Source organism: Mycobacterium novum (assembly GCF_010726505.1).
In the GTDB taxonomy this organism is placed as follows: domain Bacteria; phylum Actinomycetota; class Actinomycetes; order Mycobacteriales; family Mycobacteriaceae; genus Mycobacterium; species Mycobacterium algericum.
In genome coordinates, this window is record NZ_AP022562.1 from 1,812,897 (window position 1) to 1,828,056 (window position 15,160).

Annotated in this window: 16 protein-coding genes; 10 read left to right on the top strand and 6 right to left on the bottom strand. The window is 68.2% G+C overall.

The window, feature by feature from the left end; all coding sequences use genetic code 11:
* Nucleotides 1-31: 31 nt before the first annotated feature.
* Entirely contained in the window at nt 32-625 is a 594-nt protein-coding gene (locus G6N19_RS08360) for a hypothetical protein (RefSeq protein WP_013827087.1), read from the bottom strand.
* A gap of 368 nt (nt 626-993) precedes the next feature.
* On the opposite strand from G6N19_RS08360, the gene G6N19_RS08365 reads away from it, so the two are divergent.
* From G6N19_RS08365 to G6N19_RS08410, 10 genes are read left to right on the top strand one after another with little or no spacing between them, the layout of a single operon-like run.
* Nucleotides 994-1,863 (top strand): MlaE family ABC transporter permease, encoded by an 870-nt coding sequence (locus G6N19_RS08365; protein ID WP_013827086.1) that lies wholly within the window; start codon nt 994-996, stop codon nt 1,861-1,863.
* A gap of 2 nt (nt 1,864-1,865) precedes the next feature.
* The gene (locus G6N19_RS08370) at nt 1,866-2,723 is read left to right on the top strand and encodes an ABC transporter permease (protein ID WP_041316685.1); all 858 of its coding nucleotides are present in this window, start codon (nt 1,866-1,868) and stop codon (nt 2,721-2,723) included.
* Nucleotides 2,724-4,325: an MlaD family protein gene (locus tag G6N19_RS08375; RefSeq protein ID WP_013827084.1), complete on the top strand. Its 1,602-nt coding sequence runs from the start codon at nt 2,724-2,726 to the stop codon at nt 4,323-4,325. It begins immediately after the preceding gene.
* On the top strand, nt 4,322-5,407 hold the full coding sequence (locus tag G6N19_RS08380; protein WP_041316683.1) for an MCE family protein: 1,086 nt from the start codon (nt 4,322-4,324) through the stop codon (nt 5,405-5,407). Before G6N19_RS08375 ends, G6N19_RS08380 begins: the two co-directional genes overlap by 4 nt.
* Nucleotides 5,408-5,417: 10 nt before the next feature.
* On the top strand, nt 5,418-6,464 hold the full coding sequence (locus G6N19_RS08385) for an MCE family protein (protein WP_193466130.1): 1,047 nt from the start codon (nt 5,418-5,420) through the stop codon (nt 6,462-6,464).
* Nucleotides 6,461-7,666: an MCE family protein gene (locus tag G6N19_RS08390; protein ID WP_013827081.1), complete on the top strand. Its 1,206-nt coding sequence runs from the start codon at nt 6,461-6,463 to the stop codon at nt 7,664-7,666. The genes G6N19_RS08385 and G6N19_RS08390 overlap by 4 nt, the downstream gene beginning before the upstream one ends.
* A gap of 56 nt (nt 7,667-7,722) precedes the next feature.
* Nucleotides 7,723-8,913, top strand: a complete 1,191-nt coding sequence (locus G6N19_RS08395; protein ID WP_013827080.1) for an MCE family protein — start codon at nt 7,723-7,725, stop codon at nt 8,911-8,913.
* Complete coding sequence (locus tag G6N19_RS08400) at nt 8,910-10,160, top strand: MlaD family protein (protein WP_013827079.1); 1,251 nt, start codon at nt 8,910-8,912, stop codon at nt 10,158-10,160. Before G6N19_RS08395 ends, G6N19_RS08400 begins: the two co-directional genes overlap by 4 nt.
* 19 nt (nt 10,161-10,179) lie before the next feature.
* The gene (locus G6N19_RS08405; protein WP_013827078.1) at nt 10,180-10,779 is read left to right on the top strand and encodes a hypothetical protein; all 600 of its coding nucleotides are present in this window, start codon (nt 10,180-10,182) and stop codon (nt 10,777-10,779) included.
* A 10-nt stretch (nt 10,780-10,789) separates the two neighbouring features.
* Nucleotides 10,790-11,629 (top strand): mannan-binding protein, encoded by an 840-nt coding sequence (locus G6N19_RS08410; RefSeq protein ID WP_013827077.1) that lies wholly within the window; start codon nt 10,790-10,792, stop codon nt 11,627-11,629.
* 90 nt (nt 11,630-11,719) lie between these two features.
* Here the strand turns inward: G6N19_RS08410 and G6N19_RS08415 are convergent, their stop codons facing one another.
* From G6N19_RS08415 to G6N19_RS08435, 5 genes are read right to left on the bottom strand one after another with little or no spacing between them, the layout of a single operon-like run.
* The gene (locus G6N19_RS08415) at nt 11,720-12,385 is read right to left on the bottom strand and encodes a YoaK family protein (protein WP_013827076.1); all 666 of its coding nucleotides are present in this window, start codon (nt 12,383-12,385) and stop codon (nt 11,720-11,722) included.
* A 5-nt stretch (nt 12,386-12,390) separates the two neighbouring features.
* On the bottom strand, nt 12,391-13,119 hold the full coding sequence (locus tag G6N19_RS08420; protein ID WP_193466131.1) for a mammalian cell entry protein: 729 nt from the start codon (nt 13,117-13,119) through the stop codon (nt 12,391-12,393).
* On the bottom strand, nt 13,086-13,634 hold the full coding sequence (locus G6N19_RS08425; protein ID WP_013827074.1) for a hypothetical protein: 549 nt from the start codon (nt 13,632-13,634) through the stop codon (nt 13,086-13,088). The genes G6N19_RS08420 and G6N19_RS08425 overlap by 34 nt, the downstream gene beginning before the upstream one ends.
* Complete coding sequence (locus G6N19_RS08430; RefSeq protein ID WP_193466132.1) at nt 13,631-14,584, bottom strand: RDD family protein; 954 nt, start codon at nt 14,582-14,584, stop codon at nt 13,631-13,633. Before G6N19_RS08430 ends, G6N19_RS08425 begins: the two co-directional genes overlap by 4 nt.
* Nucleotides 14,581-15,111, bottom strand: a complete 531-nt coding sequence (locus G6N19_RS08435) for an Mce protein (protein WP_232062577.1) — start codon at nt 15,109-15,111, stop codon at nt 14,581-14,583. The genes G6N19_RS08430 and G6N19_RS08435 overlap by 4 nt, the downstream gene beginning before the upstream one ends.
* Nucleotides 15,112-15,160 lie beyond the last annotated feature (49 nt).

Below are 15,160 nucleotides of genomic sequence, written 5' to 3' on the forward strand. Positions count from 1 at the left end.
AAACCTACCCGAACCCGCGGCGGCGGGGCGGTCAGGTGCAGGCCCCGGAATTCCGCAATGCGGCGCCCCACCCGGCCGCGGAATCGATATGGGCACGGGTGAAGCCCGCCGGCTGTTTCTTGCGCATGCTGTCGGCGATGCGGGAGAGCTGGAACAGCACCCCGGTCAGCTGTTCGCCGCCGTAGATCGGTGAGTACGGGCCGTAGTTGTCAGGGGTGTTGCGAATCGTCAGCGGTTTCAGCCGCGGCGCCAGAAAACCCGTCGACCGGTCGATGTTGGCCACCACCGCGTCCGCCTGCGGCTGCACACCGGCGTAGACGTCGCCGCGCTCGGCGAGGTTGCGGTTGAAGGCGTTGATCTGGCCCATCAGCGGGTCGAACTGCGCGTCGAACCACTGGCACGAGTCCGACATGCCGCCGATCATCTCCGGCGTGACCTGATAGGTGAAAGTGTCATACGGCCAGAAATCCATATGCGGCGACCAGTCGCTGGGCGCCGGAGTGAACACCGGAAGCACCGGTGGATGATCCGGGTCCGCGAGGGCCGGCGCCGGTGCCAGCAGGGTCACCGTCGCCGCGAGACCGGCGACCATACCGACCGCGGACCGCACCCACCATCGCTGCATCGACACCCTCTCCGCGCCGGGATTCATCCGGCTCGAGTATCGCCATCCGAGCCATCTTCGGGACACTGAATCCGCGAAATCGGTGATACCGCTGAGTAACTGACCCATAACTCAAGTCATGTTGCCCGAAGTGCCTCTCGGCGGGCATGGTGTCCGACATCATGTCCGGATGCACGGTCATGGCGAGGCCCGATGAGCTCTGTCCGCGCCGCCGCGACCGGTACCCACCCGCGCTACCCACCGGCCGTTCCGAGAATCGCCGAACCCTACCTCGGAGTAAGGACGGTGGCTACCATGTCCGCCATGGATCATCGGCGCAACGGGGAATCGGCGGCGCCGGGTGATCCCAAGTTCATGATCGGCAAACGATGACGACCCAGGAGGAGCGGGAATCCGCTGATCAGGTTCCGCTCGACGGTGTCGCGGCGATCGGGGACTGGACCGTCGGCTACGTCAACCGCCACCCGCTGGCGTCGCTGACGACGGTCGGCGAGCAGTGTGTGCTGGCGGTGCGCACCGTGCAGTACTTCTTCATCGACCTGTTCAGCGGCCGGTTCCAGTGGGGCGAGTTCGTCCGGCAGAGCGCGTTCATGGCCAACACCGCGGTGCTGCCGACGGTCCTGGTGGCGTTGCCGATCGGGGTGACACTGTCCATCCAGTTCGCCCTACTGGCCAACCAGGTCGGCGCGACGTCACTGGCGGGCGCAGCCGCCGGACTGGCCGTGATCCGGCAGGCCGCATCCCTGGTGGCGGCGATGCTGATGGCCGCCGCGGTCGGTTCGGCCATCACCGCCGACCTGGGCTCGCGGACCATGCGCGAAGAGACCGACGCCATGGAGGTGATGGGAGTCTCGGTGATCCGCCGGCTGGTGGTGCCCCGGTTCGCCGCGGCCATCATGATCGGCGTCGCCCTGACCGGCATCACCTGCTTCGTCGGCTTTCTGGCCAGTTACCTGTTCAACGTCTATTTCCAGAAGGGCGCGCCCGGCAGCTTCGTGGCGACGTTCTCGTCGTTCGCCACCACCGGCGACATGATCGTGGCGCTGATCAAAGCCGTGATCTACGGTGCGATCGTCGCGGTGGTGTCCTGCCAGAAAGGCCTGTCCACCCGGGGCGGGCCGGCCGGCGTCGCCAATTCGGTGAACGCGTCGGTCGTCGAGGCGATCCTGGTGCTGATGATCGTCAACGTCGGCATCAGTGAGCTCTACAACGTGCTCTACCCCCGGACGGGGCTCTAGCGATGACGGCGTCTCCCTATATCCCGGTGATCGCACGCCCTGTGCTGCGGGCTTACCGCATGGTGTCGGCACCGACCATCCGGCTGGGCCACATGCTGGTCTTCTTCGGCCGCGCAGCCGCCGGTGTGCCGACTGTGCTGCGTCACTACCGCAAAGAGTTCCTGCGGCTGCTCTCCGACATCGCCTGGGGCAACGGCTCCATCGTGGTCGGCGGCGGCACCGCCGGAGTGGCGGTGGTGCTCGGCTTCACCGCCGGCGCGCTGGTGGCGATCGAGGGCTACAACTTCCTGAACCTGCTGGGGCTGGGTCCGGCGACCGGCATCATCTCCTCGCTGGTCAACACCCGGGAGCTGGCCCCGATCATGGCGTCGTTGGCGTTCGCGATGCAGGCCGGCTGCCGGTTCACCGCGCAGCTCGGCGCGATGCGGATCGCCGAGGAGATCGACGCGCTGGATTCCATTGCGATCCGGCCGATCCCGTTTCTGGTCACCACCCGGTTGCTGGCAGCCACCATCGCGGTGATCCCGCTCTACGTGGCCTGCCTGGCGATCACCTACCTGACCTGTCAGGTGGTCACCGGCGTCATCAGCGGCGGGTCCATCGGGCCTTATCTGCACTACTTCACGATGATGCTGTCCGGCAAGGACATCGTCTATTCGGTATTCAAGTGCGTGGTGTTCGTGTGGCTGGCTTCCACCGTGCAGTGCTACTACGGGTTCTACGCCGCCGGGGGCCCGGAGGGTGTCGGGGTCGCCGCCGGCCGCGCCATGCGAGCGTCCATCACGATCGTGATCATGGTCAACATGCTGCTGACGATGGCGTTGTGGAGCATCGACGCCGGCGCAAGGTTCGGTGGCTGAATGGGCAATTCCCTCGACACCGACGGCCGCGGCCCCTCCGAGGGCCAACTTCTCGGCGCCGGAGTGGCGGTTCTCGCGGTGATCGCGTTGATCACCACGGGCCTGCTGGCCAAGTCCACCGGCATGCTCAACAGTTACGTGCGGGTAGTGGCCGATCTGCTCAACGTCGGCGACGGGCTGCCCGCCCAGTCCGACGTCAAATACCGCGGCCTGCTGGTCGGCAGCGTCACCGACGTCATCCCGGCGGCCTACGGCAAGCCCAACTACGTGCACATCAACCTCAAACCCGACCACGCCAAGGACATCCCGGCCTCGGTCACCGCCCGGGTGGTGCCGTCCAACGTCTTCGCGGTGTCGTCCATCCAGCTCGTCGACCCCGGCGATGGCGGCGGCGGGCCGACCATCCGTGACGGCACGCACATCGCCGAGAACGGTGAGCTCTCGACGGTGATCTTCCAGACCACGGTGTCGAAACTCCGCGACATCCTGGCCGCCACCGGCCGCGGCCGCGAGGACCATAGTCTGGGCATCCTGGCCGCCGTCGGCGCGGCCACCGACAACCGCCGGGTCAAACTGCTGAACGCCGGCGCGAACATGACGCGACTGCTGGAGCAGCTCAACGGCATCGTCGCCACCGAGCCCGGCCCGTCGACGGTCTCGGCCCTGCTCGATGCCACCCACGGCCTGCAGACGACCGCCCCCGATCTGGTCGACGCACTGCATCAGGCGGTCGAGCCGATGCGGGTGTTCGCCGAGAAACGCGCCGAACTGGCCTCACTGGTCGCCGGTAGCCAGCACACTGTGGGCGTCTCCCGGGAAGCGTTCGACAACCACATCGACCAGCTGATCGCGATCACCCACGACCTCACGCCCGTCGTCGGCGTGCTGGCCAACAACGCCGACAAGTACGTTCCGATCTTCACCCGGGTCAACCGGCTCTCCGACAAATTCTTCGACCAGCTCTACGACCCCAGATTGGTCACCCGGAGCATGCGCGCCAACCTGTCCTTCACCCCGTTGCACACCTACACCAGGGCCGACTGCCCGCAGTACGGCGAGCTGAAGGGACCGAGCTGCTTCACCGCGCCGATGATCTCGGTGCGGCCCGAACTGCCCGAGACCATGCTTCCGCAGAACTACCGCTTCCCGGCCGGCCTCGAGCCGCCGCCCGGCACCGAGATCGGCCCCGACGGGAACCTTCGCGCCGTCGGGCCGCCGCTGATCGACCCCGATCGCAGCCTCGAGGACACCAACCCGCCGCTGCCGTGGTGGACCGGGCCGTTCCCGCGTGTTCCCAGCAATGCCGACCCGCTCGACCCCGCTCCGCCGCCGCCACCGGAGCCGCCGATCCCGGCTCAGCCCCACGCGCCGGAGTGGCAGCCGGCGTCGCCGGTCGCGCCTGCGGCCTACGGCGGCAATGCCGGATTCGCCGCCCACGGCGGCAATGTCGGGCCGGTCGGCAGCCAGACCGAACGCAATCAGCTCGGCCTGATCACCGGCCAGCGTGAGCCGGCGTCGGTGGCGACCCAGTTGCTGCTCGGCCCGGTCGCCCGCGGCACCGCCGTTTCCTTCGTCCCCGCCGGTACGGGAGAACCCCAGTGACATTCCGTGGCCCACTGATCGGCCTATCCATTTTCATGGTCGTTTCGACGGTACTGACCTGGCTGGTGTACGCCACGCTGCGACGCGATGTGGCCGGGGCCACCGCGCCGTACGCGGCGGTCTTCACCGACGTGTACGGGCTACGCGAGGGCGACGACGTTCGGATGGCCGGGGTGCGGGTGGGCCGGGTGGAGAAGGTCGAGCTGGACGGGAAGCTGGCGAAGGTCTCGTTCATCGTCCAAAGCGACCAGAAGCTGTACGGCAACACGGTCGCGTCGGTGACGTATCAGAACATCATCGGCCAGCGTTATCTCGGATTGTCGCTGGGCGCGGGCGCTCCCGGACAAGAACGGGTGCTGCCCCGCGGCAGCGTGATCGGTGTGGAACACACCGAGCCCTCCTTCGATGTCGGCGCGCTGCTCAACGGCTTCAAACCGTTGATGTCGCTGCTGAATCCGAAGCAGGCCGACGATCTGACCAAGGGGGTGCTGCAGTCCCTGCAGGGTGACCAAGCCTCGATCACCGCGCTGGTGGACCAGTCGTCGACGCTGACCGCCACGCTGGCCGGACGCGATGAGATGCTCGGTGACCTGATCACCAGCCTCAACCGGCTGACCGGCACCATCGCCGGACAGAACGATCAGTTGGACCACGCCCTGACCCAGGCCCGGCGGGCGGTCACCGACCTGGACGCGCGCCGCCCGGCGTTGCAGTCCTCGGTCGGCTCGCTGGCCCGGGTGACGCGGCAACTGTCGAACATCGCCGACGAGGTCTTCCCGTCCTTCGAGGAGATGGTCAACCGGGAACCCGGGTTCACCAAACACATGACGGGCATCGAACCGCAGCTGGCGTTCACCGGCGCCAACCTGCCACTGCTACTCAAGGGCCTCGGGCGGGCCTTCGGGGAGGGCGCCTACGGCAACGCCTACCTCTGCGACCTGAACGCCGCCGGATTCTTCCCCGGCCTCAACGACATCACCACGATCATCGTCAACGCCGCCACCCCCGGCAACGCCCGCCCGATCACCCGGGAGAACCTGGCGTGGCACTCGCCCCGATGCCGGAACACCGTCGATGGGTAGCGCCGGGCCGATGCGGAGCGGCGGATTCCTCCGCCGCTGGCGGGAGCGACCGCTGGAGTCCTACAACACCACCTGGCTGGGATTCGGCGCGCTGGCGGTGGTGACGGCGGTCGTCGCCGCGGCGCTGTTGGTCAAGGTGCTCGGCGTCGGCTACACGCGCTACACCGCCGAGTTCGCCCAGGCCGCCGCGCTGGCACCCGGCAACCCGATCGTGGTCGCGGGCATCGAGGTGGGCCGCGTGACGAGCATGCGACTCGCCGGCAACCACGTCGAGGCCGGCCTCTCGGTGCGCAACGACATCGGGCTGGGCCGCGACACCCGGGCGAAGATCCAGGTGATGACGATCCTCGGCTCCCGCTATCTCAAGTTGGAGCCCGACGGCCCCGGCTCGTTGCCGGGCAAACGGATCACCCTCGCCCACACCGAGGTTCCCTACGACCTGGAGTCGCTGCTCGAGGACGCCACCACCACGTTCGACCAGGTCGACTCCGACCAGTTCGCACAGTCGCTGGCGGTGCTCGGCCAACAACTGAGCGGGCTGCCGCCGATCATCCCCCGGGCGATGGCCAACCTGCATTCGCTGGCCAAGGTCACCGCCGACCGGCGCGATCAGCTCGGCACGCTGCTCGCCAGCACCCAGCGAGTGGCCAACACGCTACGCAGCCAACAGACGAACCTGGGCAACCTGGTCGACCAGGGCCAGGATCTCATCGGGGAGTTGGTGTTGCGGCAGCACACTTTTCACGCAATGCTGGCGGCGCTGACCAATCTGACCGGCAATCTGAACAACGTCGTGGTCAACGACCGGGCGATGCTCGACGACATGCTGGTCAACCTGCGCTCGCTGTCGGACATGCTCGGCGAGCATGACGACCTGCTGCGCAGCCTGATCCAGTCCGCGCCGCCGCCGTTGCGGGGTATCACCAACGCCACCGGTTATGGCCCGGGCATCGAGTTCTTCGCCGGCAACGGGATCGCGATCGACTCGTGGATGTGCGCCATCAGCGGCCGCGCCAAGCAGTTCGGCATGATCGAGTACTTCAAGGACTGCAAATGAGCGCGCCCCCGCGGATCGCCGCCGATGACCCGATCGAGGAGCCGGATGACCCGGGTCCGTCGACCCGCCAGGCACTCTCGGCAGGCTCCGGCCGGGACCGTCGGCGCCTCAGGGCGATCGTGACGAGCCTGATCGCCGGCGCGCTGGTCGTCGCAGGCGTGGCCGTCTACTACCTCAAACCGTTCGGTGGGCACATCACCGTCACCGCCCAATTCGACAGCGCCGCAGGGTTGTACGAGGACAATGTGGTCGCGGTGCTCGGGATGCCGGTGGGCAAGGTCAAAAAGGTCACCCCGAAGGGCGAATACGTCGAGGCGGAGTTCACCGTCGACCGCGGGGTGAAGGTGCCCGCCGATGTCCACGCGGTGACCATCAACACCTCGATCCTCACCGCACGGCAGATCGAGTTGACCCCGGCCTACGCAGGCGGACCGGTGCTGGCCGACCGCACCACTATCGGACTCAACCGCACCCGGACGCCGGTGGCGTTCGATCGGGTGCTGGACATGCTCGACAAGGTCTCCAAGTCGCTCGGCGGCGACGGCAAAGGCAACGGGCCGATCGCCGATGTGATCAACGCCGGCGCCGATATCGCCGACGGCAACGGCGAGAAGATCAAATCGGCGCTCGGCGAGTTGTCGCGGGCACTGCGACTCAGCTCCGACCACGGTGAGGCGACCGGTGATCAGTTGACCACGATCATCACCAACCTCAGCTCACTGATGGACGCTGCGGCCCGCAACGACGCGAAGTTGCGGCAATTCGGTTCCACCACCCGGCAATTGGGTCAGATGCTCGCCGACGAGGACTTCGGCACCGGCAGCACCGGTCACAAGTTCAACGAGATCATCACGCAGGCGACCACGCTGCTGCAGGCCAACCGGGACAACCTCAAGCAAGCCGTCCTCAACGGCGACACGGCAGCGACGACGCTCGTCGAGAAGCAACGCGACCTGGCCGAGCTGCTCAACCTGCTGCCGTTGACGTTGGAGAACCTCTACAACGCCGTCGACACCAACAACGGGGCGGTCCGGCTGCACGCCCTGGTCGATAAGATCCTCGTCGACAGCCAAAGCACCAAGGAGCTGTGCAACATGATGCACCTTCGCCAGTTGGGTTGCGGCACCGGAACCTTGGCGGATTACGGCCCGGATTTCGGGCTGACGTATGTGCTGGACGGCCTTTCGATGATGGGGCAGTAGACGTGACGCGACGACTGCGGTCCCCGAGGGCGGCACTGGCCCTGCTGTGCAGTGCGATGGTGGTCTCGTCGGCGGCGGGCTGCGGCACCAATGGCCTGGGCAGCCTGCCGCTGCCGGCGCCCGGCATCGGCAGTGGGGGATATCGGATCACCGCGGTGTTCGCCAACGCGCTGAACCTGCCCGGGCACGCCAAGGTGAAGCTCGCCGGCGCCGACGTCGGTCAGCTGGAGTCGATGGTCGCCCGCAACTACACCGCGGTCACCGAACTGCGGATCATGGACGGTGTCCGGATCCCGGTGGGCAGCACCGCTGAATTGCGGTCGGCGACCCCGCTCGGCGACGTGTTCGTCGCGATCAAACCGCCGGCCCGGGTCGACCCGTCGGCCCCGCTGCTCAAGGGCGGCGACGTCATCGGGTTGGACGCCACCGCGTCGGCCGCCACCGTGGAGTCGGTGTTGAGCTCGGCGGCGCTGCTGGTGAACGGCGGCGCGGTGCAGAACTTCACCAACCTCGTCAATGGCGCCGGTAAGGCCACCGGCGACCAGGGCGAAGCGTTCGGGAAACTGATCAACCAGTCCAACGAACTGCTGGCGAAACTCAACGCCCGCTCCGGCGAGATCGAGACGGCGCTGCGTGAGACCAGCCGGCTCGCCGACCGGCTCGACGCCCGCAGCGAGGCGCTGACCGAGATGCTCAACGCGGCGGGCCCGGCCACCGACACACTGGTGGACAACACCAGTCAGCTCGCCGACCTCGTCGAGGAGCTCGGCGCAACCAGCCGACAGCTGGCCCGGTTTCCGTCGATCGCCGGGACCGACGACTCCGGGCACAGTTTCATCAAGGACGCCAACATAATCGCCGGCGCTTGGAACGATGTGGCGACCGACCCGAACACCAGCCTGCGCGCGCTGAACCGGCTGATGGCACCGTTGATCAAATCGACGGCCGGCACCGGTGTCGCGATACACGCCAGCATCGACCGACTGGTGTGGGGCTCGATGCCCGACGCCGGGTTCAAGGGCGACCCGGCGTTCCACGGCCCGAAACGCTACGACTGGGCCAAACTGGCCGGCTCGATCAAGTACGCGCTCTGGCGGCTGCAAGAACGCGTGGTGGGTCGCGGCCCGGACTCCGACATGGGTCAGGCGCCGTGGACGGCCGTCGGGCCACCGATCCCCCCGACACCGGCCGAGGCTGAGGCCGCTGCCAACGACCCGGGCCTGATGGGGCAGGGGCCGACACCATGATCGATGCCGTCAGCCGTCGCATCGTCGCGCTGGTTCGCGCCGGTTACCGGCGAAAGAACCTGCTGTCGGGGCTCGCGCTGGCGATGACCCTGGTGGTGGCGACCGCCTACCTGTTGGTGGGGGCGCTGCGGGTCAATCCGACCCGCTCGACCTACCAGATCACGATCGCGCTGCCCGATTCCGGTGGGCTGCTCGCCAACCAGGACGTCTCGGTCCGCGGGGTTCCGGTGGGCCGGATCGAGTCGCTGCGGGCCAGCGGCACCGGTGTCGACGCGGTCGCCAACATCTCCTCGACGGTGAAGATTCCGGCCGCCAGCAAGGTGCGGGTGTCTGGTCTGTCGGCCGCCGGTGAGCAGTACATCGACTTCGAGCCCCCGTCCAGCGCCGGGCCCTTCCTCTCGGGCGGCAGCGTCGTCTCCCAGGACCGTGTGACGACCCCGATCCCGATGTCGCAGTTGCTCGCCGACGCCGATGGCATGCTGGCACAGACCGACCCGCGCAAACTCGACCTGATCAAGAAGGAACTCAGCCTGTCCGACGAGGGCCCCCAGAAGCTCACCGACATCGTCGACGGCGGCACCTTCTTGTTGTCCACCCTGGATTCGGTGCTGCCGGAGACGGTGAGCTTGCTGAAGTCGAGCCGGGTGGTGCTCACCATGCTCAGCGACGTCAACAACGGCATGGCCGTGACCTCGGCGAACCTCGACAAGGTGTTCAAGGGAATCAGCCCGATGATGGGCGGCTACCGCCGATTCGTCGACCAGGCGCCCGGCATGCTGTCGGCGGTCGACGGGCTCTTCGACGACAACTCCGACACCATGGTCGGCCTGCTGGCCAATCTGGCCACCACGGCGCAACTGCTCTACGTCCGGGTTCCGGCGCTCAACGCGCTGTTCCCCGATTACCGCCGGTCGACGGTGGAGGCGCTCGACTCGGCGATCCACGAGGACGGGATGTGGGCGACGGTGGACATCTACCCGCGCTACACCTGCGATTACGGCACGCCGCGGCGCCCGCCGTCGGCGGCGGACTACCCCGAGCCGTTCTTGTACGGCTATTGCCGTGACACCGACCAGTCGGTCTTGGTGCGTGGTGCCCACAACGCGCCGCGCCCGCCGGGGGACGACACCGCCGGCCCGCCGCCGGGCGCCGACTTGGCCGCGACCACCGACCCGACCCCCAAGGGGCGCTACACCGTTCCCACCGAGTACGGCGGGCCGCCGATGTTGATCGAGCCGCCAGAATGACACCCGAGGAGACGCCGCGGTGAGCACCCCTGACGAACCGGCCGCCGAAGATACCCCCAAGCAGACGGAAACCGCCGAGGGCGAACCGGAATCGACGGTCACCGAGAAACCGGCCGCCGCGCCGCAGACGGCCGGCCCGCCACCGCCGAACCGGTGGGCGATCGCCGGCATCGCCGCCGTCTACCTGACGGTGTTCGGCCTGGCAGCGGGGCTGGGCTGGCAACTGTGGCAACAACACCGGGTCGCCGCCGCCGCCGCGGCCGGGCAGCGTGCCGCCGTGGACTACGCCCAGGTGTTGACCAGCATCGACTCCGGCAAGGTCGACGACGACTTCGCCACGGTACTCAACGGCGCGACCGGTGATTTCAAGGACACCTACACCAAGGCCAGCGTTGAGCTGCGCCAGCTGCTCATCGACAACAAGGCCTCGGCGCGCGGCACGGTGGTGGACTCGGCGGTTCAGTCGGAGTCCACCGACAAGGTGGTGGTGCTGGTGATGGTCGATCAGACGGTCAGCAACACCGCGCGCCCCGACCCGCGGGTCGACCGCAGCCGGATGAAGATGACGATGCAGAAGGTCGACGGCCGATGGCTGGCCGGCAAAGTCGAACTGCCCTAGGAGGGAAGCTATGTGGGCGACCCGGCTACTGACGGGCGTAGCGGCCGCGGCGTTGTTGGTGTCCGCGGCACCGCCGGCGAGCGCCTCGGCGCCGTCGTTCTGCAGCGGGCTGGGCGGCGCCTGGGACGGCCACTACTGCAGCACCGATGTGCGCTCCGAGCGACAGGCGACCCGCTACATCCGGATGGCGGTGCCCGGTGACCTGATCGACCACCCGGTCGCCGGGCCGCCGATCCGTGACTACCTGTCGAAGTTGTTCGGCAACTGGCGCGCCAAGGGCGCCTCGATGGTCGCCGACAGCTGGGGCAACGAGAATTTCGAGATCTTCCAGCACGGTGACGCGCTGAGCGTGGTCTTCCACGAGGACTACCACTCCGACGGGCCGTACATCAACAACGCCTACCGCACCTTCACCTTCGACATGGCTCGTGGACAACAACTGCAGTTGGCCGACATCACCAAACCGGGGGTGGATCCGTTCGCGACGATCCCGCAGCTCGGCGAGCCCTACATCGTGGCGGCATTGGACCGGGCGTTCTGGGAGCACCGCCCCGGTGACTATCCGTTCGTGCCCGAACGATTCACCCCCGACAAGGTGTTCTCCGGGGGTTACCGGTCATGGGCGTTGACCCCCGACGAGTTGATCCTGTACATGCCCGATTACCCGGTCAGCCACGACTCGCCGATCCAGTACAACCAGATGCAGTGGTACATGGACGGCGGCAACGTCCAAGCGCACATCCCGCTGTCGGCGCTCAGTTCGATCCTCCGCCCTGAATTCGGCGGTTCAGCGAGCCTCGACGGAGGAGAGGCGACACTGGGACCGCCGCATGAACCCGGCGGCGCCTGACGGGCTATCCTTCGCCGAGATTGAACTGATGCAGGCGAATCCGCGGAAAATGCTGCATGGTTGCAATCTCGCGGCGAGCGGGCCGGTGGCTCAGCCGTAGCGGAACACCAGCATGCTCGCCGTGACCACCGCCGCGGCCAGCGCGATCACCGGCGCCACGACGACGCGGGCCAGTGTCGCTCCGACGACGGCGCCACCGATCATCGTCAGCACCACCCCCAGCCGCAGCTTCTGGCGCTCTCCGCTGCCTCCGGCCAGCCGGCTGTCCACCCCGAGGCCCACGATCGTCGACGTGAGGACGGTGGTGTAGAGCTCCTGGATGCCGAACTGGCGCGCGGTCGAGTTCTGCACGCCGAACGCCACCGCCAGACCGGCGATCAGGATCAGCCTGGTCGCGTCGGCGTATCGCAGCACGCCGGCGCCGGTCAGCGCGGCCAGCACCAGCAACAGTGCCGCCTCGATGCTCAGCGCGGCGGTCACCCATGACCGCGGCCGGTGTCCCAGCCGTCGCACCAGCCGGCCGCCGACCATCGCCCCGAGCAGGAACCCGCCGAACGCCAGCAACACCGCGGTCAGGTCGAATCCGGCCCCCGGGACGAACAGGAACCCCAGAAAGATCGCGTTGCCGGTCATGTTCGCGACGAAAACGCGCCCCAGCACCAAGACGCTGATCGCGTCGACCAGGCCGGTGGCGAACGTCAGCAGCAGCAGGGCCAGCACGGTGCGCCGCTGCGACAACGGCGACGCGATCGGCATAGGGGTCAGCCCGGCAGGCGCGGAGTCAGGTCCAGTGAGGTGATGGTGGGCATCCTGGTCACCACCCAGCGGTTCTGCTCGCGCTTCATGTACAGCCGGTAGGCCAGGTACTTGATCGACGGCACGGCCCGGTTCAGTTCACTGGTGGCCGAGGTGTTGGTGTACACGATGACGGTGGCTTCCGGACCCTGCAGCGATTCCACCGCGGCACCGACGATCTCGGTGGTGTCGGTGACCTTCGCCTGCTTGTTGCTCTCCGCGATCGCGGCGATGAACTTGCGGTACTGGGCTTCGAGGTCGCCGCTGAGGTAGACCGCGGCCCGATCCGGCAGCGTGTCCATGTTCTCGGGCGTGTAGTTCCACAACGTGTGGATCGCCCTGGCCGCGGTCCGGGCGATGTCGAGCTTGGTGGCCACTTCGGCCCGATCGACGAGGTAGGGCTGGGCGGCACCGGCCGCGAATGCGGCCGACGCGACGAAGAGCGCAGCGGCCAGCGCACCGGCCAGCCGCAGGCTGACCTGCCGGCGGACGCGGGGTTTGGTTGCGGCGGCCCCGGTTTCGGGCTCGCCGTCACCATCGGCGTCGGTTTCGGGCTCGCCATCACCGCTGTCGTCGGTTTCCGGCTCGCCATCACCGTCGTCGCCGGTGGTGGCCTCGATGTCCTCGGTCAGACCGTCGTCGCCGTCGGAGGACGTCTCGGTCACAGCACCTGGTTCAGATTGCTGATCTTCCACTGGTCCCCTTCCTTCTGCGCCGTCAGCAGCCAGCGGGATGCGGCGCTGACATCCTGTTTGCCGTCGGGCGATTTGCCGCTGTTCTCGACGGCCACCAGCACGTTGACGCTGCCATCGTCGTTCCACCGCTCGATCCCGGTCCCGACCACCGTTCCGGTGGTCGGCTCGCTTCGCGCGACCGCGAGCAGGATCTGATTGGCCTTGTCCTGGCACTCCTTCTCGAATTCTCCGGTGGCATGGGCCATTACGTCTGCCACGTAGTCGTTGGCGTTGAACGGGTCCGGCGAGGAGAACATCGTCATGAAGGCCTCCACGTCGCCGAGGACCTCGACGTCCCGCATCGCCGCCCGATGGTTGGATGCATGCGAGACGAGCACCAGCGTGCACACCGTGATCGCCGCGGCCGCCAACAGCAGTGCGGCCGTGAGCACGGCGGTCAGCGCCCGGCCGGGCGGGACGTCCCGCTCGACGAATAGCGGCCGGTCGTCGGCGCCGATCAGCCGCCGCGGGCTCATTTCTCTCCCTCGGCCGGCAGCGGCTTGCTGACGACGGTGAGGTCATCGACCCGCCAGTCCCCCGCCGCCTTGGCGAAGGTGACCCGCACGGTGGCGCTGATCAGGCGCTCCTTTCCGGCGGTGCCGCGCTGCCCCTGCAGGAACAGCAGCATCGCCCCGCGCTGCGGGGTCGCGTTGAGCACCGCGGCGTCGGCGACGCGATAGTAGTTCGGAACCGGTGCGCCGTTGCGGATCGCATCTTGTTGCGGCACCAACTGTTCGCGGTACTTCTCGGTCGCCAACGACTGGGCCCGGGCAAAATCGTCCTGCAGAGTCTGCGGGTCGTACGACAGCATGTCCGCGACGATCTTGGGTCCCTGCCGGGACAGTTCGCCTCGCGCCACCTCCGAGGTGTGTTCGCGCTGGAAGACCAGCAGGTAGCCGGCCGCCGCGGCGATCACGCTGAGCACGGCGGCCGCCACGAAGACCGCGCCGGTCCTAGCCCGGACTCCCTCCGGCGCCCGGCGGGTGGTGGCCTGGCGGACCTCGGTGCGGGCCAGCATGTCCGCGAAGGTGCGCCCGCGCTTGTCGCGCAGCGGCCAGAGCCAGCCGGCGAAGAGCGGCAACGTGTCGAGCAGGTGCGCCACCTCGCGCAGCAGCAGCCGCGCGACACCGACCGGCTCGGTCGTGCCGCCGCCGCGCACCACCTCGATTCCGGCGAACGCGCGGCCCAGGGTCCACCCGGTGAGCACCGGCAGCAGCGTCCGGTTGGCCGCGGTCGCCAGGATCGCCAGTCCGGCGATCGACACCGCGACCCACCACCACGCGCCGCCGGCCGGAAAACCCAGTGCCGCCAACGCCATCGCCGCCGTTACGATCGTGCCCGGCAGCAGGTCGATCGCCAACGCAGCCGCGCGAGCCCGCCACCGCGCCGGTGGGGTCTCCGGCGCCTCGGTTACCGCGTCGGTCACCGGGCCACCTGATCGAGTCGGCCGATCCGGTACTGGCCGTCTTCGCGGACCATCTGGGCCCGCAGCCGGTAGCCCACCTCTTTGCCCTGGGCCTCGACGTTGTCGACCTTGACGCGGAAGGCGACCAGGACGTCGACGGAGCCGTCCTCGTTGTTCCGCTCGACCGCGGCACCCATCTCGGTGAGCTCGGTGTGCACCTTGGCCGCCCGATACGCCTGAACGAAGATCTCCCCGTACAGGCCGGCCTGGGTCCGGAACTCGCCGGCGGCGCAGTCGAGAATCTGCTGTTGGGCCACGGCCACGTCGGCGCCGTCGGGCGCCTGGGTGGCCAGTACGCAGTGCTTCGCCGCCTCGACCGCTTCCGCGTTGTCGCGCGCCATGGCCTGACTCGCCGCATGGTCACGCAGGCCCTGGTATCCGGCGGCCGCCAACCCCGCGGCCAGGACGACCAGCAACGCACAGATACCGAGCAGGTGGCGGCGCCCGAGCCGGGACGGCGCCGACCCGCCGTCCGCCGCGTCGGCCATGACCGACTCCGTCGTTGCGTCGTCTGCTGCGGTGTGCTCGTCCGCGGTA